The sequence below is a fragment of the Algoriphagus sp. 10J20-15 genome (genome assembly GCF_055809615.1).
Genome location: NZ_JBVVUG010000049.1, coordinates 17,589 through 37,272 on the forward strand (window position 1 = coordinate 17,589; position 19,684 = coordinate 37,272).

General features: G+C 40.2%; 19 protein-coding genes and 3 pseudogenes. 14 read left to right on the forward strand and 8 right to left on the reverse strand.

The window, feature by feature from the left end:
* Positions 1 to 210 precede the first annotated feature (210 nt).
* The 6 genes and pseudogenes from AC0L6R_RS23845 to hisIE all read left to right on the forward strand — a co-directional run bounded on the left by AC0L6R_RS23845 (position 211) and on the right by hisIE (position 4,989).
* Positions 211 to 864 carry an alpha/beta hydrolase gene (locus tag AC0L6R_RS23845; protein ID WP_473273423.1) on the forward strand — a complete coding sequence of 218 codons (654 nt, stop codon included), beginning with the start codon at positions 211 to 213 and terminating at the stop codon, positions 862 to 864.
* Between the two features lie 28 nt (positions 865 to 892).
* Positions 893 to 1,679, forward strand: a pseudogene (locus AC0L6R_RS23850) (phenylalanine 4-monooxygenase).
* Between the two features lie 72 nt (positions 1,680 to 1,751).
* Entirely contained in the window at positions 1,752 to 2,348 is a 597-nt protein-coding gene (gene hisH, locus AC0L6R_RS23855; protein ID WP_473273424.1) for an imidazole glycerol phosphate synthase subunit HisH, read from the forward strand.
* A gap of 181 nt (positions 2,349 to 2,529) precedes the next feature.
* Positions 2,530 to 3,248: pseudogene (gene hisA / locus AC0L6R_RS23860) on the forward strand (1-(5-phosphoribosyl)-5-[(5-phosphoribosylamino)methylideneamino]imidazole-4-carboxamide isomerase).
* A gap of 213 nt (positions 3,249 to 3,461) precedes the next feature.
* Positions 3,462 to 4,217, forward strand: a pseudogene (hisF, locus tag AC0L6R_RS23865) (imidazole glycerol phosphate synthase subunit HisF).
* Positions 4,218 to 4,389: 172 nt separating this feature from the next.
* Positions 4,390 to 4,989: a bifunctional phosphoribosyl-AMP cyclohydrolase/phosphoribosyl-ATP diphosphatase HisIE gene (gene hisIE, locus AC0L6R_RS23870; RefSeq protein ID WP_283414044.1), complete on the forward strand. Its 600-nt coding sequence runs from the start codon at positions 4,390 to 4,392 to the stop codon at positions 4,987 to 4,989.
* On the opposite strand, the gene AC0L6R_RS23875 is transcribed toward hisIE, so the two are convergent.
* Entirely contained in the window at positions 4,908 to 6,314 is a 1,407-nt protein-coding gene (locus tag AC0L6R_RS23875) for a S41 family peptidase (protein ID WP_473273425.1), read from the reverse strand. The genes hisIE and AC0L6R_RS23875 overlap by 82 nt on opposite strands.
* A 59-nt stretch (positions 6,315 to 6,373) precedes the next feature.
* Positions 6,374 to 6,766, reverse strand: coding sequence for a Dabb family protein (locus AC0L6R_RS23880; RefSeq protein ID WP_283413868.1), 393 nt, complete (start codon positions 6,764 to 6,766; stop codon positions 6,374 to 6,376).
* A 166-nt stretch (positions 6,767 to 6,932) separates the two neighbouring features.
* Between AC0L6R_RS23880 and AC0L6R_RS23885 the strand changes: the two genes are divergently transcribed.
* Positions 6,933 to 7,919 (forward strand): aldo/keto reductase, encoded by a 987-nt coding sequence (locus AC0L6R_RS23885; RefSeq protein WP_473273426.1) that lies wholly within the window; start codon positions 6,933 to 6,935, stop codon positions 7,917 to 7,919.
* Between the two features lie 20 nt (positions 7,920 to 7,939).
* Positions 7,940 to 8,647 (forward strand): SIMPL domain-containing protein, encoded by a 708-nt coding sequence (locus AC0L6R_RS23890; RefSeq protein ID WP_473273427.1) that lies wholly within the window; start codon positions 7,940 to 7,942, stop codon positions 8,645 to 8,647.
* A gap of 161 nt (positions 8,648 to 8,808) precedes the next feature.
* Here the strand turns inward: AC0L6R_RS23890 and typA are convergent, their stop codons facing one another.
* The 5 genes from typA to AC0L6R_RS23915 form a co-directional block, all read right to left on the reverse strand.
* The gene (gene typA / locus AC0L6R_RS23895; RefSeq protein ID WP_283413871.1) at positions 8,809 to 10,614 is read right to left on the reverse strand and encodes a translational GTPase TypA; all 1,806 of its coding nucleotides are present in this window, start codon (positions 10,612 to 10,614) and stop codon (positions 8,809 to 8,811) included.
* A 152-nt stretch (positions 10,615 to 10,766) separates the two neighbouring features.
* Complete coding sequence (locus tag AC0L6R_RS23900; protein ID WP_473273428.1) at positions 10,767 to 11,465, reverse strand: hypothetical protein; 699 nt, start codon at positions 11,463 to 11,465, stop codon at positions 10,767 to 10,769.
* Positions 11,462 to 12,085, reverse strand: a complete 624-nt coding sequence (locus AC0L6R_RS23905) for a hypothetical protein (RefSeq protein WP_473273429.1) — start codon at positions 12,083 to 12,085, stop codon at positions 11,462 to 11,464. Before AC0L6R_RS23905 ends, AC0L6R_RS23900 begins: the two co-directional genes overlap by 4 nt.
* Positions 12,082 to 12,762, reverse strand: coding sequence for a hypothetical protein (locus tag AC0L6R_RS23910; protein WP_473273430.1), 681 nt, complete (start codon positions 12,760 to 12,762; stop codon positions 12,082 to 12,084). The genes AC0L6R_RS23905 and AC0L6R_RS23910 overlap by 4 nt, the downstream gene beginning before the upstream one ends.
* Positions 12,763 to 12,772: 10 nt before the next feature.
* A complete protein-coding gene (locus AC0L6R_RS23915; RefSeq protein WP_146920531.1) occupies positions 12,773 to 13,120 on the reverse strand; it encodes a PadR family transcriptional regulator in 348 nt (115 codons plus the stop codon).
* Between the two features lie 249 nt (positions 13,121 to 13,369).
* Here AC0L6R_RS23915 and AC0L6R_RS23920 point away from each other — a divergent pair, with 249 nt between their 5' ends.
* Positions 13,370 to 14,284, forward strand: coding sequence for a glutaminase (locus AC0L6R_RS23920; protein WP_473273431.1), 915 nt, complete (start codon positions 13,370 to 13,372; stop codon positions 14,282 to 14,284).
* Here the strand turns inward: AC0L6R_RS23920 and AC0L6R_RS23925 are convergent.
* Positions 14,281 to 14,736, reverse strand: coding sequence for a YciI family protein (locus AC0L6R_RS23925; RefSeq protein WP_283413877.1), 456 nt, complete (start codon positions 14,734 to 14,736; stop codon positions 14,281 to 14,283). The two genes, AC0L6R_RS23920 and AC0L6R_RS23925, sit on opposite strands and share 4 nt — an antisense overlap.
* A gap of 173 nt (positions 14,737 to 14,909) precedes the next feature.
* Between AC0L6R_RS23925 and AC0L6R_RS23930 the strand changes: the two genes are divergently transcribed.
* The 5 genes from AC0L6R_RS23930 to AC0L6R_RS23950 all read left to right on the forward strand — a co-directional run bounded on the left by AC0L6R_RS23930 (position 14,910) and on the right by AC0L6R_RS23950 (position 19,680).
* Positions 14,910 to 15,617: a hypothetical protein gene (locus AC0L6R_RS23930; RefSeq protein WP_473273432.1), complete on the forward strand. Its 708-nt coding sequence runs from the start codon at positions 14,910 to 14,912 to the stop codon at positions 15,615 to 15,617.
* A 1,104-nt stretch (positions 15,618 to 16,721) separates the two neighbouring features.
* Positions 16,722 to 17,093 (forward strand): response regulator, encoded by a 372-nt coding sequence (locus tag AC0L6R_RS23935; protein ID WP_473273433.1) that lies wholly within the window; start codon positions 16,722 to 16,724, stop codon positions 17,091 to 17,093.
* Positions 17,094 to 17,153: 60 nt separating this feature from the next.
* On the forward strand, positions 17,154 to 17,951 hold the full coding sequence (locus AC0L6R_RS23940; protein ID WP_283413880.1) for an MlaE family ABC transporter permease: 798 nt from the start codon (positions 17,154 to 17,156) through the stop codon (positions 17,949 to 17,951).
* A 2-nt stretch (positions 17,952 to 17,953) separates the two neighbouring features.
* Positions 17,954 to 18,706, forward strand: coding sequence for an ABC transporter ATP-binding protein (locus AC0L6R_RS23945; protein WP_283413881.1), 753 nt, complete (start codon positions 17,954 to 17,956; stop codon positions 18,704 to 18,706).
* Positions 18,703 to 19,680, forward strand: coding sequence for an MlaD family protein (locus tag AC0L6R_RS23950; RefSeq protein ID WP_473273434.1), 978 nt, complete (start codon positions 18,703 to 18,705; stop codon positions 19,678 to 19,680). The genes AC0L6R_RS23945 and AC0L6R_RS23950 overlap by 4 nt, the downstream gene beginning before the upstream one ends.
* Positions 19,681 to 19,684 lie beyond the last annotated feature (4 nt).

Below are 19,684 nucleotides of genomic sequence, written 5' to 3' on the forward strand. Positions count from 1 at the left end.
GCAAAGAAGCATTTCAAATGAAAAAATTCAAGTGAATCCGACACCAAGAACTTACGTACATCATTCTTACTACCATCTTCAATGAAGGAATAGGATGACTATGGATTTTTGGTAAAAATATATAGAGGCCTATTCCTAGTGGAATGGGCCTTTTTTATTTCACGGTTTTCATTAAAATTTTTATCAGTTGCTAATTCAAATTAGAACGACGTGAAAATTTATGGAATAAGCGGTTTGGGAGCTGATAAAAGAGTCTTTGAAAATTTATTTCTCAATGCGGATTTTATACCGATTGATTGGATTGATCCCTTTAAGGATGAGCCCATTGAATCTTATGCTCTTAGACTTTCCTCTGAAATTGATGAAACGGAAGATTTTGGTGTTTTAGGTGTAAGTTTCGGAGGACTCATAGCTGTTGAAATGAGTAAAAAGTTGAAACCAACTCTAACTATTCTTATTTCATCAGCAGAGACAAGGAAGGATTTAAGATCAATTTTTAGATTCATAGGTAAAATTGGCTTTGTCAGGTTTCTGCCGAAGTGGGTTTTTGATCCTCCAAGAGGTTTGGCATACTACCTTTTTGGTACGGAAAACAAGACTTTGCTTCACGAGATTTTAGATGATTCTAATTTGAATTTTACCAAATGGGCTGTTAAGGAGTTGTTGAATTGGAGAAATGAACAAAAAATTGAAAGAGTTTTAAAAATTGAGGGGGCGAATGATAAGTTAATACTTCCTACAGGTGATAAAAATTCAATATTAATAGAAGGAGGAGAACATTTTATGATAGTTGATAAGGCGGAAGAAATAAGTCAGATAATTAATTCTGAGTTAGACCAAATAGCTCGAGTAAAGAATTTGTAATAATCGAAACAGAATATACCCAAATACCATGAACGCAAACACAAAACAAAAAAACTGGGTCTTTAGTGATCCCCGACTCCAAAAGCTTAAGCAGGAGTATGAATCTTACACAGAGGAGGACTTCAAAGTATGGAAAATTCTCTTCGAGCGACAGATGCCGAATCTACCAAAGGCCGCTTCCAAAGCTTATCTGGAAGGTGTGGAGATGGTGAAGTTTTCTGCTGATAGAATCGCCAATTTCGAGAGAACTAAATCAGGTTTTAGCAAAAAGTACTGGATGGGAAGTGCAGGTGGTTCCGGGCCTCATCGATGATGACCTGTTCTTTGGCTTGCTGAATAACAGAAGGTTTCCATCTTCTACTTGGCTTCGCACGATGGAGCAGCTTGATTATCTGGAAGAACCTGATATGTTTCATGACGCTTTTGCTCATATGCCCTTGCTGACTAATCAACCTTATGTAGACTTTCTAGAAAAGCTCTCAGGGATTGCTTTGAAGCACATTGATAACCCTTGGGCGATACAATTGCTTAGCAGGATCTATTGGTTTACCATAGAATTTGGGTTGATTCGTGAGGATGGTGAATTAAAAATATACGGCGCGGGGATCCTAAGTTCGGCAGGAGAGACTAAATTCAGCCTTTCAAATGAACCAGCCCATCTGGAATATGATGTTCGAAGGATAATGAATCAGGAATACTGGAAAGATCGCTTTCAGGATAAATACTTTGTGATCGAGAATTACGAGCAACTGTATGAGTCGCTTCCGGAGATAGAAGAGGTGCTGGAGGAGATGCTTTTAGAAAAAAGACAATAGACATTAGACGTTAGACATAAGATGAGAGACTGCTATTCTTGAATCTTGTGTCTAGCGTCTTGATACTTAAAAATGAAAATAGCAGTCATTAAATATAATTCCGGCAATGTGCAGTCGGTGCTCTATGCTTTGGAGAGGCTAGGTGCAAACGCTGAATTGACGGATAATCCAGAAGTAATCCGAGCCGCGGATAAAGTGATTTTCCCTGGTCAAGGCGAAGCTAGTACAGCAATGCGGTACTTGAAGGAGCGAAAACTTGACACCTTGATCAAAGACCTCAAACAGCCTTTTCTAGGTGTTTGTCTGGGCTTGCAATTGCTTTGTGAGCATTCTGAGGAAAATGATACGGAGTGTTTGGGGGTTTTTCCGGTGAAGGTGAAGCGCTTTGTGCCAGAGAATTCTCAGGAATTCAAAGTGCCACATGTGGGCTGGAATGAATTGGAGAATCTTGCGGATATTCCACTCTTGAAAGACTTGCCAGCAGAGCCATTTGTATATTATGTGCACAGCTTTTATGCTGAGTTGAGCGATTTAACGATAGCTCAGACGCATTACATTCATGATTTCTCAGCCATGCTACATCGGGATAATTATTATGCTATTCAGGCACATCCTGAGAAAAGCGGTTTAGTAGGAGAGAAATTATTAAGCAATTTCCTCAGTATTTAAAGCCAATTATTTTCGATTTACGAATTACGAGATTGGCTTGAACCTCAATCAACATTCCCAATTCTTAACATCTCGAAGGGCTAAGTATGGGTAGGATGTGGAAAACTACAATTGAGCTCGTAAATCCCATATCGTAAATCGTAATTTTCAAATCTTTCACTATTAAAACATTCCAATCCTAATGTATATTATTCCAGCAATCGACCTCATCGGAGGCAAGTGCGTCCGACTTAGTCAGGGCGATTACAGCAGCAAAAAAGAATACCATGACGATCCGTTGGAAATGGCCAAGCGCTTTGAAGGCGCCGGTATTCAACGATTACATCTGGTGGATTTGGATGGAGCCAAGGCTAAAAAAATTGTGAATGCGGATGTTTTGCAGAGAATCAGCTCAGGAACAAGCCTACAAGTTGATTTTGGAGGAGGGATTCAAGCGGATGAGGAAATCGAAAAAGCATTTAGCCTCGGAGCCAAGCAGGTGACAGGAGGAAGCATTGCAGTGAAGAATGCAGCGCTCTTTGGAAACTGGATCACAAACTATGGTTCTGAGAAAATAATACTGGGTGCTGATGCAAAAAATAAAAAAATTGCTGTAGGAGGTTGGGAAGAAGACTACTTCCGTGGATTTGATTCCTTTTATCAAAGAGTATGTCGCTAAAGGAATTAGCTATGTGATTTGTACTGATGTTGCAAAAGATGGCTTGCTTCAAGGTCCATCTACGGATTTATACAAAGAGATTTTAGAAGAAATCCCTGGCGCAAAAATTGATCGCAAGTGGCGGTGTTTCCTCAGTTAAAGATCTGGAAGAACTGGAAAAAACCGGTGTCTATGGGACGATAGTTGGAAAGGCGTATTATGAGGGAAGAGTGACGTTGGAGGAATTGGCAGCGTTTGTATGATTTACTAGTGTATTTACGAATTACGATTTTGGAGTTACGAGATTGAATTGAACCTCAATCGACATTTCTAATTCTGACTATCCTGAAGGGTTAAATATTGGGATAATGCTTAACACTAAAATTGATCTCGTAAATCGTACTTCGTAAATCAAAAAACTTAAGTTCGAATGAATAATGCCGAATAATGAATATTGAAGTTTTGAATACTATAAAATGTTAACAAAGAGAATAATTCCCTGCCTAGATATCAAAGAAGGCCGAACGGTTAAAGGAGTGAACTTTGTGGAGCTTCGTGATGCGGGTGACCCGGTGGAGTTGGCGAAGACTCTACTCTGACGAAGGGGCTGACGAATTAGTGTTTTTGGATATCACTGCAACGGTGGATAAGCGTAAAACCCTAGCGGAATTGGTGACAAAAGTGGCCAAAGCAATCAATATTCCTTTTACAGTAGGCGGAGGGATTTCTACTGTGGAGGATGTAAAAGTATTGCTGAATGCTGGAGCAGATAAGATTTCCATCAATTCTTCGGCAGTGAAAAACCCACAGATCATCAATGAAATGGCAGCTGAATTCGGTTCTCAATGCATTGTGGTTGCTATCGATACTAGAAATGTGGATGGAATTGACTTTGTACATACACATGGGGAAGAAAGGCAACTTTGCTGAAAACTCAGGAATGGGCTCAGGAAGTGTGTGACCGTGGTGCAGGAGAGATTTTGCTTACTTCCATGGATCATGACGGGACGAAGTCAGGATTTTCCAATGAGCTTCTGGCGGAGATTTCATCCGCGCTTTCCATTCCAGTGATTGCTTCAGGCGGTGCCGGTACGATGGGACATTTCAAAGATGTGTTTACCTTTGGCAAAGCAGATGCAGCTTTGGCGGCAAGCATTTTTCACTTTAAGGAAATTGGGATTCCTGAGTTGAAGAGGTATCTCTCCGATTCTGAAATCAGTATAAGGAAGTAAAAGAGACATAAGACATAAGTATCAAGACGCTAGATTCTAGATCTGATAAAGTAAGAAATGGAGCCTGTGCCAGACTGAGCATCCCGTATAGCTACCGGGATCGAAGTCAAGTAAATACTACAAATTAATAAACAAAACCTTCGGGGTTTTGAAAACCTCAAAGGTTAGAAATATGAACATAGATTTTAAAAAAATGGATGGTTTGGTGCCGGCTATAGTGCAAGACGCGATATCTGGCAAAGTGCTAATGCAGGGCTACATGAATGAAGAGGCTTTAGCAAAAACCAAGGAAACCAATCAGGTTACATTTTTCAGCCGTAGCAAAAACCGTCTTTGGACTAAAGGGGAAACTTCCGGTAATTTTATGGAGTTGGTAAGCATTTCAGTTGATTGTGATGGAGATTCAATTTTAGTAAAAGCCAATCCAATAGGCCCTGTGTGTCATACAGGAGCGGATACCTGTTTTGATGAGGTGAATTCATCCAAAACTGGATTTATAGATCAATTGAGAGCGATTATCAAAGACCGCAAAAACAACCCAACTGATAAGTCTTATACAGCTTCTCTTTTCGCCAAAGGCATCAACAAAGTTGCGCAAAAGGTAGGTGAGGAAGCTGTGGAGATTGTGATCGAAGCTAAGGATGACAATAAGGAGCTATTTATGGGAGAGGCGGCGGATTTGCTTTATCACTACCTAGTTTTGCTGGAAGCGAAGGGGTATGAGTTAGATGAGGTAATGGACGTACTGATTGATCGGCATAGGAAGAAATAGCGATCAATAAGCTGGGAATTCTCCTGCTCTAAACCTTTAAACTGATCAATCATTTCCCATTTTGGTCTGTAAAAAGAACTGACAAGCCTTCCACCCACATTTCCATTTTCAATCACGCTAAGTGCAGCTGCTAATCGAAGATCGTTTTGGTTTCCCCAGTTAAACTGTGGGGTGTCTCCGACGGCGAAGTCCGCTGGGAATCCATCAAAGTATTCAGCTTTACCTTCTGAATTTGCAGTGGCAAATGTGATTGGTACCAACTCCACATTGTTATCCTTTAATGTGTTGTTGTAGTTAGAAAGGGGGAAAGATCCCACAGGCTTACCAAAGGTGTTGTCTCCGACTAGGGTGATATCAAAGTACGGGTTCAATGAATTAATGACCAATTCGGACGCTGAGGCAGAGCCTCTTGAAGTAATGAAGATCAGTTTGTCTAAATTCAAATTTCCAATTTTCTTGAAATTCACAGATTTCTCGAGATTAGTTTTTAAGGAATTCAATTTGTTCTTGTACATCAATTGATTCGAATTGGAAGTCTGAATCAGGTAGTTATTGATTTGTTCTGCGACTGCTACCGAGCCTCCACCATTGTATCTTAAGTCAATGATCAACTCCTCAATTCCTGCATCCGTGAAAAACGCCATTGATTCATCTACCTCCAGACTTTTGGTGGGAGACTGACCTGCTGTAGCTTTAAAACTTTGGTACACCCAGTATCCTACTTTTTTACCTTTTACATCTATGATTTCTTTATGCAATACCGAGTTGGATTGGTACTCAGCTTTCATATTTGATCTAGTGGTAGTAGAACCATCCGGTAATTTGAAGGTGAAGGAATTGGTAATCCCTGGATCGGAAGGCCCTAGCTGAAAATCATACCCTCCCGTGCTTGTTTTGTAAGCTGATATAGGCTTTCCATTTATTTCCAAAATTTCCCAACCACGCTGCCAGCCATCAAGACCTGCAGGAGCTTGATCATAAACAAAAGTTAAATACAATCTCTCAGTGGCATCGAAAGCAAAACCAAAACCATGACCTGCATTTCTTCCTACAAAGGCATTATTAAAAGCTTCCTGGGTAGTAAGGTAGGAGAATCTATCCAGTGGCTTGAAAATTATTGCATCTAGAAATTCCTCATTGGAAGAATAATTAGCAGTGTTGACAACAGCCGGAAGTTCCTGATTCCAGAAATACCATTCTTGCATAGATTCAAAAATAGCACCTCTTACTAGTTCGGATTGGGGGTCAGGAACGATCTCCTCCTTATCCCGGCATGACCAAAAGAGAATGACTACTAGTCCGAAAATCCATTTTGAGTTTTTCATAAGGCCATGCTTAGCTGTTGTTTAATTAAATACGAGTAAGAGGTGCTTTTAGATCTTAATTAGATCGCAATATCGTATACCTGGACTTTTTTCCACATGTGTGAGTATTTGTCTATAAACTCCAAATGTAGAGGATCTGTTTGGTATACCAGCTGATCTTCTAAACTGTCAAAATATGCTGTGCAAGCAACTTGGAAGCTATGGTCCACTACGTCTCTATCTTCTGTGGCGGCTGGCGTACCTGCTACGAATTTGCCGACAGTTTTACATCTACCCAGCATAGGCACTGCTTCGGTAAGAAACTCTTGTGTATTGGCTGTGTCATGTAGCCAAAAATATACTTGATGAATCATTTTCTGTTTTGCCATTTCTTTAGCGATTGAGGTTATAGGTAAGACAGCAGTGGCACTTGCCACGCCGATTGTTTTAATAAATTGTCGTCTTGTCTTCATTTGATTTGGTTTTAGGCTTAAGGCTTAGAAGGTTTATTCTTACGGACAAATATTGGTTTGAACCGTGATTCTAAAGATAAATATTTAAATTACTTTTAAATAATTGGTTAGTATTAAGCCTGCCATTTCCATCATAAACCTCTCTTTACTTTTAATAATCAGCAGTATGAATTATAGAATTTTAGGCAAAACCGGTTGGAAAATTTCTGAAATAGGACTGGGAACCTGGCAAGTTGGAGGTGGCTGGGGAAGTCCTTTTGATCCGAAAATTGCAGAAGAAATTCTTCATACTGCATTTGACAAAGGAATTAATTTTGTTGATACAGCTGATGTATATGATGCTGGACTTAGTGAATCTGCAGTGGGAGATGCGGTGCGCCAGCGTAGTGAAAAGATCTATGTAGCTACTAAATGTGGGAGACGCATACAACCACATATCAATGAAACGTATTCTATCGAAAAACTACGCCGTCATGTGGAGGATAGTCTGAGGAATACAGGGTTGAATCGTCTGGATTTGATTCAGCTGCATTGCCCGCCTACTTCTGTATATAATAGGGATGAGGTTTTTGGTTTGTTTGAGAAGTTGAGAGCGGAAGGGAAGATTGCAGCTATGGGCGTTAGTGTAGAGAAAGTAGAGGAGGCTAAGATGGCTATGGAGTATGAGATTGTCTCTACAGTACAAGTAATTTTCAATATGTTTCGGCAAAAACCAGCGGAAGAGCTTTTTAGTCATGCGGCGTCAAAAGATGTAGGCTTGATCGTCCGGGTTCCTTTAGCTAGTGGTTTGCTTTCAGGAAAAATTACTCCGGAGACAAATTTTTCTAAAGATGATCACCGCCATTTCAATCGGGAAGGAAAAGCATTTGATAAGGGGGAGACATTTTCTGGAGTTCCTTTGGAAAAGGGTTTTGCGGCTATGGAAGAGCTACGGGATCTATTCAAAGGAGAAGGGGCATTAGCTGCAATTGCGCTGCGATGGATATTGATGTATAAAGAAGTGAGTGTGGTGATCCCCGGAGCATCAAAGTCCTCTCAATTAGAATCAAACGTAGCTGCAGGCCAATTGCCTCCGCTAACTAATGAACAGATGGTGGCTGTCAAGACTATTTATGATAAATACGTCCGTGAGGAGGTTCATGGACAATGGTAAAGCAAAACAAACTATTACATATGACTGCGCTAAAAAAAACTCGCTTGTTTTTGATATTATTATTCATCAGTACTTCAGTTGTTAATGCCCAAAACACTACAATTTCGGTAGAAGGTACTGGTGAAATTAGTGAAAAGCCGGATGTAGGATTTTTGAATATTACTGTTGAGACGAAAGATCCAAAGTTTGGAGGAGCCATCACCCAGCTCAATATGAAGACCGACAGCTTGTATGCTATACTTTCTGAGTTGGGGTTTGAAAAAGAAAAAATCAAAACCTCAGACTTCAATGTTCGGGAAAATTTTGTGTTTTCAAACGATACGCGTTCCAACGATGGATTTATCGGGGTTCAACGGATTGAAGCTGAATTCCCTTTTTCCAAAGAACAATTAGGAATCATAATTAATCGCTTTGCTGATGGAGGAACAAGTACGCAGTTTAATTTTAGGTTTGGCATCTCGGATGAGAAACTGAAAGAAATTAAAAACGAACTGATCAAAGCGGCTATTCAGGATGCGACGTTTAAAGCTGAGCTAATTGCCCAATCCACAGGGAAAACTCTCGGAGAAATAGAAGAAATCACTTACTCAAAGGCTGACCGTGTACCTGGAATAATGCTAAGAGGAACCTCTGTAGGGTACGGTTCGAGCCAAAGTCAATCAGCAGGCTTTGAAATCAAATCTATTGATCTGACAGACACCATTCTGATCAAGTGGGAGGTTAAATAAGTGTTCACGTGGTCATGACTCTTTGGGATTAATATGAAATGTGATTTTAATTAGGTGTCCGCTTTATAATTTCAATTGGCATTTGTGGTTGACAAAACCACAAAAAAATCCCTCAAACTTTCGTCTGAGGGATTCAATATAGTATTGACTCTACGTTCTAATTAAGAATCTTTTTTCGCCATTCTTGTTCTTTCGCCTTCGTCCAAATAGATTTTTCTCATTCGGATAGACTTAGGAGTGATTTCTAGGTACTCATCCTTTTGGATGTATTCCATAGACTCTTCCAGAGAGAACTTCTTAGCTGGAACAATTCTCACGTTGTCATCAGAACCTGAAGCACGCATGTTGGTCAATTTCTTGCCTTTCTGCACGTTTACCACGATGTCATTATCACGGGAGTTTTCTCCGATTACCTGACCTGTGTAAAGCTCATCTCCTGGATCTACGAAGAAAGTACCTCTGTCTTGAAGTTTGTCAATCGCGTAAGCAGTACACTGACCACCTTCCATAGATATCAAAGAACCGTTGGTACGACCTGGCATAGTGCCTTTGAAAGGTTCGTAAGCAGTGAATCTGTGGTTCATAATTGCTTCACCCTGCGTAGCAGTAAGCATGTTGTTTCTTAATCCGATCAAGCCTCTTGAAGGAATGTTGAATTCCAAGTGCTGAAGATCTCCTTTTGGCTCCATGATTAGCAGCTCGCCTTTACGCTGAGTAGCCAATTCAATCACCTTGCCAGCTGTCTCCTGAGGTACGTCTACTACCAAAGTTTCGATAGGCTCACATTTCACACCATCGATTTCTTTGAAGATTACTTGTGGCTGACCTACCTGAAGTTCGTAACCTTCTCTTCTCATCGTTTCAATCAAAACAGACAAGTGAAGAATACCACGACCGTAAACCAAGAACTTGTCTTCAGAGTCAGTTGGCTCCACACGAAGTGCCAAGTTTTTCTCAGTCTCTTTCATCAAACGGTCTCTCAAGTGTCGGGAAGTCACGAATTTTCCTTCTTTACCGAAGAATGGAGAGTTGTTGATGGTAAAAAGCATGTTCATCGTAGGCTCATCAATAGAGATTCTTGGAAGAGCTTCTTGATTTTCCACGTCAGAGATAGTATCACCGATTTCGAAATCATCTATACCAGTTACGGCACAAATATCTCCTGCAAATGCTTCTTCTACGCTGGCTTTGCCAAGACCTTCAAATGTGTGAAGTTCTTTCACTTTCATTTTCTTCACAGTGCCATCAGCTTTCATCAGGGCGATTTGCTGATTTACTTTGATCGTACCTCTCTTGATACGACCGATAGCGATACGACCTACGAAGCTGGAGTAATCCAAAGAAGTGATCTGCATCTGAAGTGTACCTTCATCGATTTTTGGAGCTGGGATATGATCCACGATCGCATCCAGCAAAGGAATGATAGAATCGGTTGGGTTTTTCCAATCAGGACCCATCCAGTTTTGCTTAGCAGAACCGTAAAGCGTTTGGAATTCCAATTGCTCTTCAGTAGCGTCCAAGTTGAACATCAATTCCCATACTGACTCGTGAACTTCGTCAGGGCGACAGTTTTCCTTATCTACTTTGTTTACAACTACGATAGGAGTCAAGCCTAGGTCAAGTGCCTTACCCAATACAAATCGGGTTTGCGGCATAGGACCTTCAAACGCATCCACTAAAAGAATTACGCCATCAGCCATTTTCAATACACGCTCTACTTCACCTCCGAAATCGGCGTGACCAGGTGTGTCGATAATGTTGATTTTAGTGTCTCTGTATCGAACCGATACGTTTTTGGAAAGGATAGTAATTCCTCTTTCACGCTCTAGGTCATTGTTATCAAGAATCAAGTCGTCAAACTGTTGATTCTCTCTAAAGATCTTAGATGCATGGATGATTTTATCCACGAGTGTAGTTTTGCCGTGGTCAACGTGTGCGATGATCGCGATATTCCGAATATTCTGCAATGGTTTGCCTGATTGAAGGCGCAAAAGTACAAATAATATTTTGGAGTAAGGTTATGGAATTATAAAATCTAAGGTTAAAAGTCTGAAATCCCGTGAATTGAATAGTGTTCTTGATGCAGTTAGGCTTTTGGCAGCCTGCCTGTACGAATCAATTATGATTCATAAATCGCCTGAAGTTTTCTGGTTTCAGCGATGGATCTGTCCAGCACTTTAGGTAAAAGAAAAATTGATAAAAATGATATAGCTATAAGCAGAATGCCAATTACCATTAAAACTCCTTTGAAAGTAAAATTTATAACGTAACCTGGGTTCTCAAAAAATCTTAAACCGTTTACATTGAGTTGCAAAAAGAAATTAAGGATTAGCATAAAATTGTTAGTGCTTTTATATGCCACATAGTTCCCAAGACTTTTATTCACCCTATAGTATCTTGCAGCAATAAAAATTAGTCCTGCGAAAAAGAAAAGAACAGCCCAGACGGGTAATGTCAGTTCATACCCAAACGGTCTTGTATTAACACTCAGCCAATACAGAATAAATCCAATCCCTGCAGGGTAAATGATTCTGTGGCTCGTGAAAAAATCCACAAACTCTTCCCAAAAAAATCTTCGATAGCGTCTTTCTATACTTTTGGTATAAGACTCAGCCAGATCAGAAAACCCAAAAATCCCAAATTCACCGTGGACTTTGCGGAAAGCATCGTCTAGTGACAGTGTTGGGCTTTCCTCCAAAAGCATTTCCACCTTGCAGGCTACATGATCCAGGATCTCATATTGCAAATCGATCTCAGGATAGCCTTTATAGGAAATCAGTTTTTTGAGGGTGTCAATTTGGGAAGGGGATAATTTCATACAAGCTGTACTCTTTTGACTGTTCCTGAAAGTACTCTAAATCCTGCAACTAATAGGAGGCAAAACCAAAAGGCAAAGGCATATAACAAGGATTGATTGCTAAATCCAGTCCATTGCAACCATTCTGTTTGCAATGCAAACTGACTTAGCATCGCGACCATAAACAATGTATTTCCTGCAGCTACAGTTTGAGAATTTTTGAGCAAGCTGGTTCTGATCAATCCAAATATAGCAATCACTAGAAACGTTAAAATAAAGCTTGTCTTCAAAACCCGCTCTGCGAATTCAGGCGTATAGGTGGAGAAAAGATTAACAATACCCCCAATTATGTAGGTCATGAACATTACTTTAAAGAGTAGCCAAAAAGAAAGCATTTTTTTGAAAATAGCTTTCAGCATTCCTACATGACTTTGAAGTAGGAGAGTTCGTTGAAATTTCTTCTGGTCAAATTCATTAAGTTTTTCTTGGAGCAGTATATCGAAGGATGTGCTCCCGTCCATCTTTTCTTCAATCTCAGTTGCAAAGTGATCTACTAATTCCATTCTAATGTCATCATAGAAGATGTTACCGCTGGAAAGAGAAGACTGAATTTGTGCGATTTGGTCGGAGGTGAGTTTCAAATTAGTGCGGTTTTAGTTTTGAGTTTCCAGGCTTCATAAAGCGTCAGGGAATAGCTTACGTATATAAAGGACAATATTAATGTTCCAGCTATGAAATAAGGACTCTCCAAATAATTAGGCACATCAAAAACTTTTGGAAGCAAAATCATCAAATTAAATGAAGAAGTAATCAGAGAGAGCTGCATCATGATAGAGGCTAAAAAAGAAGATTGAATCCCTTTTGAACTAGCAATCATTTGTTTAATCTTCGATACTTTTTTAAAAGACCGATAGTAAATCCACGCTGATAGAATCACAATTGCCACAATTGGAATGATCAAAAGTTGCACTTTGGTTTTGTTGGCAACATCCATCCAAAAGAGGAAATAAATGACTAGGAACACAGAGGTAATTAGAAATCTTGGCCACGTGAAGTAGGTCTTGAAAATTGACCACTGAAGATTAAAGATCTCCTTTTTTGTTTCCTTGATGAATTTCGCCTGAAGCGCATGACAATAGGAGTAGTTGAATTTTTCTTCCAACTCAACCAGTTCTGCTTCGAATTCCGTGCTTTCAAAACTCTCCAGATGGCTTACATAGTGATCATAAATTTCCACTAGAATTTCCGCTGAAGTCAATTCCTTGGCTGCAATAGCTCTTTTTACCTGATCAAGTTCTGGTGCTGAAAGCTGTCTCATATTAAAAAAATCAAATGTTAAAACCAGGTTTAAGGTCTGGAGTCAGGATTCGCTGGAGATTTTCCACGAAGCCTTGCAACTCAGACATTTTACTAGTGACTTCCTTTTGGCCGTCTTTGGTCAGGCTGTAATATTTCCGCACGCGGTTGTCCACCTGCTGAATCTCGGTACTAAGTAAACCCTCAGCCTCCAATTTGTGCAGCGCAGGGTAGAGTGCTCCTTCGGTGATTTTGATTTCCCCGGCAGTCAGTTCCTTTACCCGCTGGGTGATTTCATACCCATACATCTTTTCGTTCTCTTCCAGGAGTTTGAGAATGATTGTTTGGAGTGAGCCTTTGATCAGATTATTGTTCGACATGAGTTTGCTGTATTACCTAGCTTGCTCAAATATATAAAAAAATTATATACATAAGATTCTGAGGTATTTGTTTTTTTTATTAAACTTTGGTAGAAATTAGAAGAGTGTGATTTTACTTGTTGAAAAAGAGACAGAAGACCGAAGACCGAAGACAGAAAACCGAAGCGGGCTTCTGTCTTCGGTCTCCCGTCTTCCAGCTTTTCTCACAAATCTCTTTCTTTCTCTCCCAATTTTCCACACTTTTCCAGAATGGACTACCAGCAGCTAATCGAAGAAGTTTATAATGAGGTGCAAGAAGAGAATCTTAAGGGAAAAGTCGCCGACTACATACCTGAAATCGCCAATGTAGATCCAAATCAGTTTGGGATAGCGTTGGTGGACCTCAAAGGCAATGTTTACGGCGTAGGAGATTATCAGGTCCCATTTTCTATCCAGAGTATCAGCAAGGTTCATACCCTCACCATGGTTTTTCATCGCTTTAATTCAAAGCTATGGACTCGCGTGAATGTGGAGCCCAGCGGTGATCCCTTTAATTCCATTGCTCAGCTTGAATATGAGAAGGGAATTCCGAGAAACCCATTTATCAATGCCGGAGCTTTGGTTATTACCGATGCCTTGTGTAGTAAGTTTGAAAGCCCCATTGAGCAGATTACTGATTTTATAAATGAGCTGGCTGGAGAGACCTGTGTGAAAATCAATCCAGATGTCAAGAATTCGGAAAAAGCCCATGGGGAGCGGAACACTGCTTTGGCCTATTTTCTGAAATCATTCAAAAACTTTGACAATCCAATTGATGAAGTGTTGGAAGTGTATTTTTCTCACTGTGCCATGGAGATGAGTTGCGTTGATCTGGCCAAATCCTTTTCCTTTCTAGCAAATGACGGGTACTCCATTTTCGCCAACCGTCAAATCCTATCAGAGAGCCATGCAAGACGTGTGAATGCTGTGATGCTCACATGCGGTTTTTACGACGAAGCTGGCGAATTTGCTTTTCGGGTGGGAATGCCCGGGAAATCTGGGATAGGAGGTGGAGTAGCCGCCGTAATGCCGCATAAGTTCAGCATTGCCGTGTGGAGTCCTGAACTAAATGAGAAAGGGAATTCAGTCAAGTCTATCCGTGCATTGGAGCTTTTGACGGATAAGCTAGCCTTTTCATTATTCTAGATTTCGACTTTTGCCACTTTACTGTGAAGGTCGCTCATTAGCATCAGGGCTGCCGAACCATACCATTCTTTCAGATCCATTTTGAGTACTCCGGCTTTTATGGCAGGATCAGTAGCTGTGAGTTCTTCTGCCTCTTCCACGCTTTCCACAGCGAAGAAGAAGAGTCCACGCAGTTCTTCGTTTCCAAAGAATGGGCCCGCCATGACCATTTTACCTTCCTTAGCCAGTCGATTGATATTTGCCATATGTCCGGCTTGGATTTCTGCTCGCTGCTCATCTGAATACTCAGTGACACGGTCTCCCCGGTAAAGGAATGCGATCACGTATTTCTTCATTCCATAGTCATCGGCGCCTACTTCTTTCGCAAGGGCTTCGTCGTAGGTGGAGGTTTGGGCTATGGCAAAATAACTAGCAGTGAATGCAAGGATCAGGGTAAAGAATAGCTTTTTCATTTTCAAATTTAGTTATCCGGAGACTTGATTAGCCGTTAAAAGTAAGAAATAAGTAGGTAAGGTTTTTTAACTAACTGATTAAGAAAAATTTAGACTTGAAGTTTAGGGTTGATTATCCTCAGCTGTATTTTTGATTAACTAATTCTTTTACTAACCTTCCTATCCTACTTGTCATGAAACACTCACTACTGTTCATCGTATTCCTATACTTTTCAGTTTCAGCCTTTGCACAGCGAAATATTTCCATTGAAATAAGCGCTGGGGCTATTAGCTCTTTTTCTACTGCCACAAATTCTGTGGATGGGAGTAAAGTGCCTATGGATAACAGTATTGGGGCAAATGCGGGGTTAAGTCTTTTATTTCCAATTTCTGAAAAATGGGATTTGTACTCAGAATTTGGGTTTTACAGAAATGGGATGAGAAATGAGATTAAAAATCCAACAAATGAATTTTATCTTTTCCGCTCCATAGTTCCGCCAGCGTACACCCCTTCCTTTTCCATAGGAGGGAGGTATAATTTTACTATTAAAAAGCAGGATTTCTACGTCCAGCCCGGATTGACACTTTCTACCAGTACTTCACTTGGTGCGATGAATGGCTTTGAGGGTTCAGGAGAATCCAGCCTTCAGCAAATCAATAGGATCGGCACCGCTATTAGAGTAGATGTAGGTAAGAAGTTTATGACGAAGAAAGAGAATTATTTTTTGGTAGGGTTGAGATACCAACAGGGAATTACCGGATTGAACAACTATACCAATCCATTGATGTCTAATTCTGTTCAGATCGGTGAAGTTACACAAGTTACCAAGGGTAGTTATTTCGGGATTTTTGTAGGCTATGGTCTGAATACCGGAAATTGGAGAAAGTCTTCTAAGAAGTAATTGTTGAGTATTCTAAAATCAAATCTTCCTAGGTGAGGCAAGCTAATTACTCACCTGAAAGAGGTCACTAGGATTGCTGATAAGTAACCTTCATGCTTGATGTTTCTGTGTAAAACCAAGGTGATTTTCACTTCAAAGATTCTGTTAGTTCCCGTTTTCTAAGGGCGGATTGTAATCCCCGATATGCAGCCTAAAGTGTCTGGAAAATGCTGCTGAAATTGATGCCTCGGTTTTGATCTTGAAATTATTTTTGGAGATGTAAATGGAGCTAAAAAAGGAGAAGAAAATGGCCGATAAATCTTCGGGTATTAGATCGCAATTTAAACGCTAAGCAGGCTTGGGATTTCGTTTACTTATTAGGTGTTTATTCCCACATTGGGAAAACAGGAGGGCGGGTTGAGTAAGATTCCAGTGGGACAGGGTCCATAGGTTGGGTAAAAAGGAGAGTTAAGAAAGGACAATCCGAATTATATAATCAAAGCGTGTTGGCTCTGTATTTCATGATTTTTTCCCTCAACCTACTTCTGACATGTGCTGTTTGCTAACTCTTTTTCTGAGCAGATTTTTATTCGGGATATAAGGGTGGAAGAGTAGAATTGATCATTCAGTTGCTGTCAATTCTTAATTTATTTTGAAATGATTTCGAACGTTTAACAGCGGTGAAAATCCAAAATGCAGACGCTGATTAAGGGTGAAATTGGAATTTTTCTTTGCAAAATATTCTACGGTTTGCTAAAAGCTGATCTAATTGGAGATTCTTCGAAAGGATTCAGAATCGTCAGTATGGTTAAGAAGCTTTACTTTTTAATTTGTGTGTTAATAAGCTGATTATATGATTATTAAGTCGTATTTAGGTCTATCATAATTTGCCTTAGCTAAAAAGATTAGTCTCGCCTAAAAATTGTTACGCTTCTGAAAAAGGATCATTTCGACGAGCAGAACGTTAAACATTCACATTCCTAAATTTTTTATCAGATAAACCAGTTCCTGTGAGCACCAAGTGTTTTGTATGGGTCAAGAGTAATGCATGAGATTGTGACTTTTGAGGTAGATTTTTTTAATCTTCGTATTATTAACTCACAACCCTAACTGTTAACTTCCTCGATGCAAATATCCCCGATCAAAAAAATACTTTTACTAGATGACGATAGGATCCAAAAAATTTTAACAGAGAAGCGTTTGTTAAAAATTAATTCGGGAACTGAATTTGTTTATTTCGATACGCCAAGTAAAGCCTTGGAATATCTTAAGACAGCTCATGTGGACCTTCTGTTAGTAGATCTGAATTTACCGGAAATGAGCGGTTGGGATTTTGTAGATGAGGTAGAAAAAGTAAGTCCAGCATCACGGATAATCTTACAATCAGGGTCAGTGGATCGGGAGGAGTTTGAGCGTGCAAATGCAGATAAAAGAATCAGTGAAATTTTCGAAAAGCCACTAAGTGATTCAGACTTAAGATCAATCCTTGGACTTTGAGGCATATGACACCCATCCTTTTGAATAATTTAATTAATTTCGAGCCATCAGAAAGAATGTATGACTGAAAAAGCAGAAGACAGAAAGCCCCTGCTTTCAAAGAAAATAGATAGGTTTTTTACCGGATTGGCGGACGCTTGGAATTTTGTAAGGCGATTCTTCAAGGAGGTATTTGTACCACCTTATGAATTTAAGGAGGTCATTCACCAATGTTACCGTATAGGGGTTGAATCGTTACCGTTGATTTCACTTACAGGGTTCATTGTAGGTATTGTATTTACTAACCAATCCAGACCTTCCCTTTCAGAATTTGGAGCTACTTCATGGTTGCCATCGCTGATTTCCATTGCGGTAGTTCGGGCCATGGGACCACTAGTTACTGCACTGATTGCTGCCGGTAAGGTAGGATCCAGTATAGGTGCTGAGATTGGCTCGATGAAGGTGACTGAGCAAATTGATGCGATGGAGGTATCAGCGACGAATCCTTTTAATTTCCTCGTAGTGACGCGGGTGATCGCAACCACTCTGATGATTCCATTGCTTGTGATGTACACAGACTTTGTAGCCCTAATGGGGTCGTTTCTTAGTGTAAGTGCTAATGAGAAGGTGAGTTTGACCACTTTCTTTGTTCAGGTATTTGAATCTATTTCATTTCTGGACATCATTTCTTCAGTGTTGAAGTCAATCTTATTCGGCTTTACCATAGGAATAGTTGGCTGTTACAAGGGATATAATTCATCCAAAGGAACAGAAGGTGTAGGCCGGGCGGCAAATGCAGCAGTGGTTATGGCAATGTTCCTAATATTTATAGAAGAACTGTTGGTTCTTCAGATCGTTAACGCAATCCGAGCATTTTAATCATGGAAGAGAAGGTTGTAGAAATTCGCGGTTTGGAGAAGTCTTTTGGGGACTTAGATGTATTGAAAGGGGTTGATCTGGATCTACACAAGGGAGAAAACCTTGTGGTTTTAGGTAAATCAGGATCTGGAAAGTCAGTTCTAATCAAGATAATGGTTGGGCTTTTAAAACAGGATACTGGATCTATGAATGTGCTGGGTAAGGAAGTTTCCACCTTAAGCACAAGAGAATTGAACGCTTTGCGTCTGAGAATTGGGTTTTCATTCCAAAACTCAGCGCTATATGATAGTATGACAGTTCGTGAAAACATGGAGTTTCCATTGGTGAGGAATATAAAGAACCTTACCAAGAAAGAAATCACCATGAAAATCGAAGGTTTGCTGGATAGTGTGGGTTTACCTCAATCTATCAACCAAATGCCATCAGAGCTTTCCGGAGGTCAAAAGAAAAGAATAGGTGTTGCGCGTACGTTGATTTTGGAGCCTGAAATAATGCTTTATGATGAACCTACCGCAGGATTGGATCCGATTACTTGCGGAGAGATCAATAGCCTTATCACGCAAGTTCGTGAGGAGTACAATACATCATCCATCGTTATTACTCACGATTTGACCTGTGCTAAAGATACAGGGGATCGTATGGCAGTATTGTTGGATGGACAGTTTGACGCTGTCGGAACTTTTGAGGAGGTCTTTCCTCACGCAGAAGACAAACGCATAAAATCATTTTACGATTATAATTTCATCAACTCATGAGAGGGGAAAATAAAAGATCAGTCATAGTTGGCATTTTTGTCTTTTTAGGCATTGCTATCCTGGTTGCAGGTGTTTTGACACTTGGTGGCCAGCAGAAAAAATTTGTAAAGGCGATTCAGCTAAAAGCTGTTTTCGATGATATTGGAGGTCTTCAGACTGGAAACAACATCTGGTTTTCCGGTGTGAAGATCGGTACTGTTCGTAAAATCAATTTTTACGGAGATTCTCAGGTAGAAATTGAAATGAACGTGGAGGAAGAAGTGGTGGAATTTATTAGAAAGGATTCGAAAGCCACTATCAGCTCTGATGGATTGATTGGTAACAAGATCATCGTCATCTATGGCGGTACTACTTTGGCGCCACCAGTAGAGGATGGTGATAGACTGGAATCAGTGATGCCATTGGATACAGACCAGATGATGGAAACGCTGCAGGTGAATAATGAGAATCTAGTAGAAATCACAGGCAACCTTAAAAACCTGACTAGCAAACTTGCTGCTGGTGATGGCATGGTGGGTGCGGCGTTGACCGACTCCTTAATGGCAGAAAGCTTCAGAGCGATAGTTAGAAATTTGGATCAAGCATCCATCAATAGTAATCGTATGATTGCTGAGTTGAATAAGTTTACTTCGAAATTGAATCAGGAGGGAAATCTCTTTAATGATCTAGTGACCGATACTACCATGGCTAATGAGTTGAAGCAAACAATGGAAAGCTTCAAGCAAACAGCGGCTAATTCTGAAGAAATGACTCAGAAGCTGAGCGCGATTACTGATAAGTTCAACGATCCTAATAATTCTTTGGGAATGCTTTTAAATGATCCTGAATTCGCTGAGACCTTGAAAAGCACCTTGGAAAATACCGATTCAGCTACTTATAACTTGAACCGTGGAATGGAAGCCTTGGAATATACCTGGCCATTCAACAAAGGTTTTAAGAGAAAGGCAAAAGCTGAAGAAAAGGCAGACAACTAACAGA

Excerpts from the sequence above, each read along its gene's own strand:
- hisH (WP_473273424.1), top strand. The coding sequence starts at position 1,752 with ATGAAAATAGCAGTCATTAAATATAATTCCGGCAATGTGCAGTCGGTG.
- hisIE (WP_283414044.1), top strand. The coding sequence starts at position 4,390 with ATGAACATAGATTTTAAAAAAATGGATGGTTTGGTGCCGGCTATAGTG.
- AC0L6R_RS23875 (WP_473273425.1), bottom strand. The coding sequence starts at position 6,314 with ATGAAAAACTCAAAATGGATTTTCGGACTAGTAGTCATTCTCTTTTGG.
- AC0L6R_RS23880 (WP_283413868.1), bottom strand. The coding sequence starts at position 6,766 with ATGAAGACAAGACGACAATTTATTAAAACAATCGGCGTGGCAAGTGCC.
- AC0L6R_RS23885 (WP_473273426.1), top strand. The coding sequence starts at position 6,933 with ATGAATTATAGAATTTTAGGCAAAACCGGTTGGAAAATTTCTGAAATA.
- AC0L6R_RS23890 (WP_473273427.1), top strand. The coding sequence starts at position 7,940 with ATGACTGCGCTAAAAAAAACTCGCTTGTTTTTGATATTATTATTCATC.
- AC0L6R_RS23900 (WP_473273428.1), bottom strand. The coding sequence starts at position 11,465 with ATGAAATTATCCCCTTCCCAAATTGACACCCTCAAAAAACTGATTTCC.
- AC0L6R_RS23910 (WP_473273430.1), bottom strand. The coding sequence starts at position 12,762 with ATGAGACAGCTTTCAGCACCAGAACTTGATCAGGTAAAAAGAGCTATT.
- AC0L6R_RS23915 (WP_146920531.1), bottom strand. The coding sequence starts at position 13,120 with ATGTCGAACAATAATCTGATCAAAGGCTCACTCCAAACAATCATTCTC.
- AC0L6R_RS23920 (WP_473273431.1), top strand. The coding sequence starts at position 13,370 with ATGGACTACCAGCAGCTAATCGAAGAAGTTTATAATGAGGTGCAAGAA.
- AC0L6R_RS23925 (WP_283413877.1), bottom strand. The coding sequence starts at position 14,736 with ATGAAAAAGCTATTCTTTACCCTGATCCTTGCATTCACTGCTAGTTAT.
- AC0L6R_RS23930 (WP_473273432.1), top strand. The coding sequence starts at position 14,910 with ATGAAACACTCACTACTGTTCATCGTATTCCTATACTTTTCAGTTTCA.
- AC0L6R_RS23935 (WP_473273433.1), top strand. The coding sequence starts at position 16,722 with ATGCAAATATCCCCGATCAAAAAAATACTTTTACTAGATGACGATAGG.
- AC0L6R_RS23940 (WP_283413880.1), top strand. The coding sequence starts at position 17,154 with ATGACTGAAAAAGCAGAAGACAGAAAGCCCCTGCTTTCAAAGAAAATA.
- AC0L6R_RS23945 (WP_283413881.1), top strand. The coding sequence starts at position 17,954 with ATGGAAGAGAAGGTTGTAGAAATTCGCGGTTTGGAGAAGTCTTTTGGG.
- AC0L6R_RS23950 (WP_473273434.1), top strand. The coding sequence starts at position 18,703 with ATGAGAGGGGAAAATAAAAGATCAGTCATAGTTGGCATTTTTGTCTTT.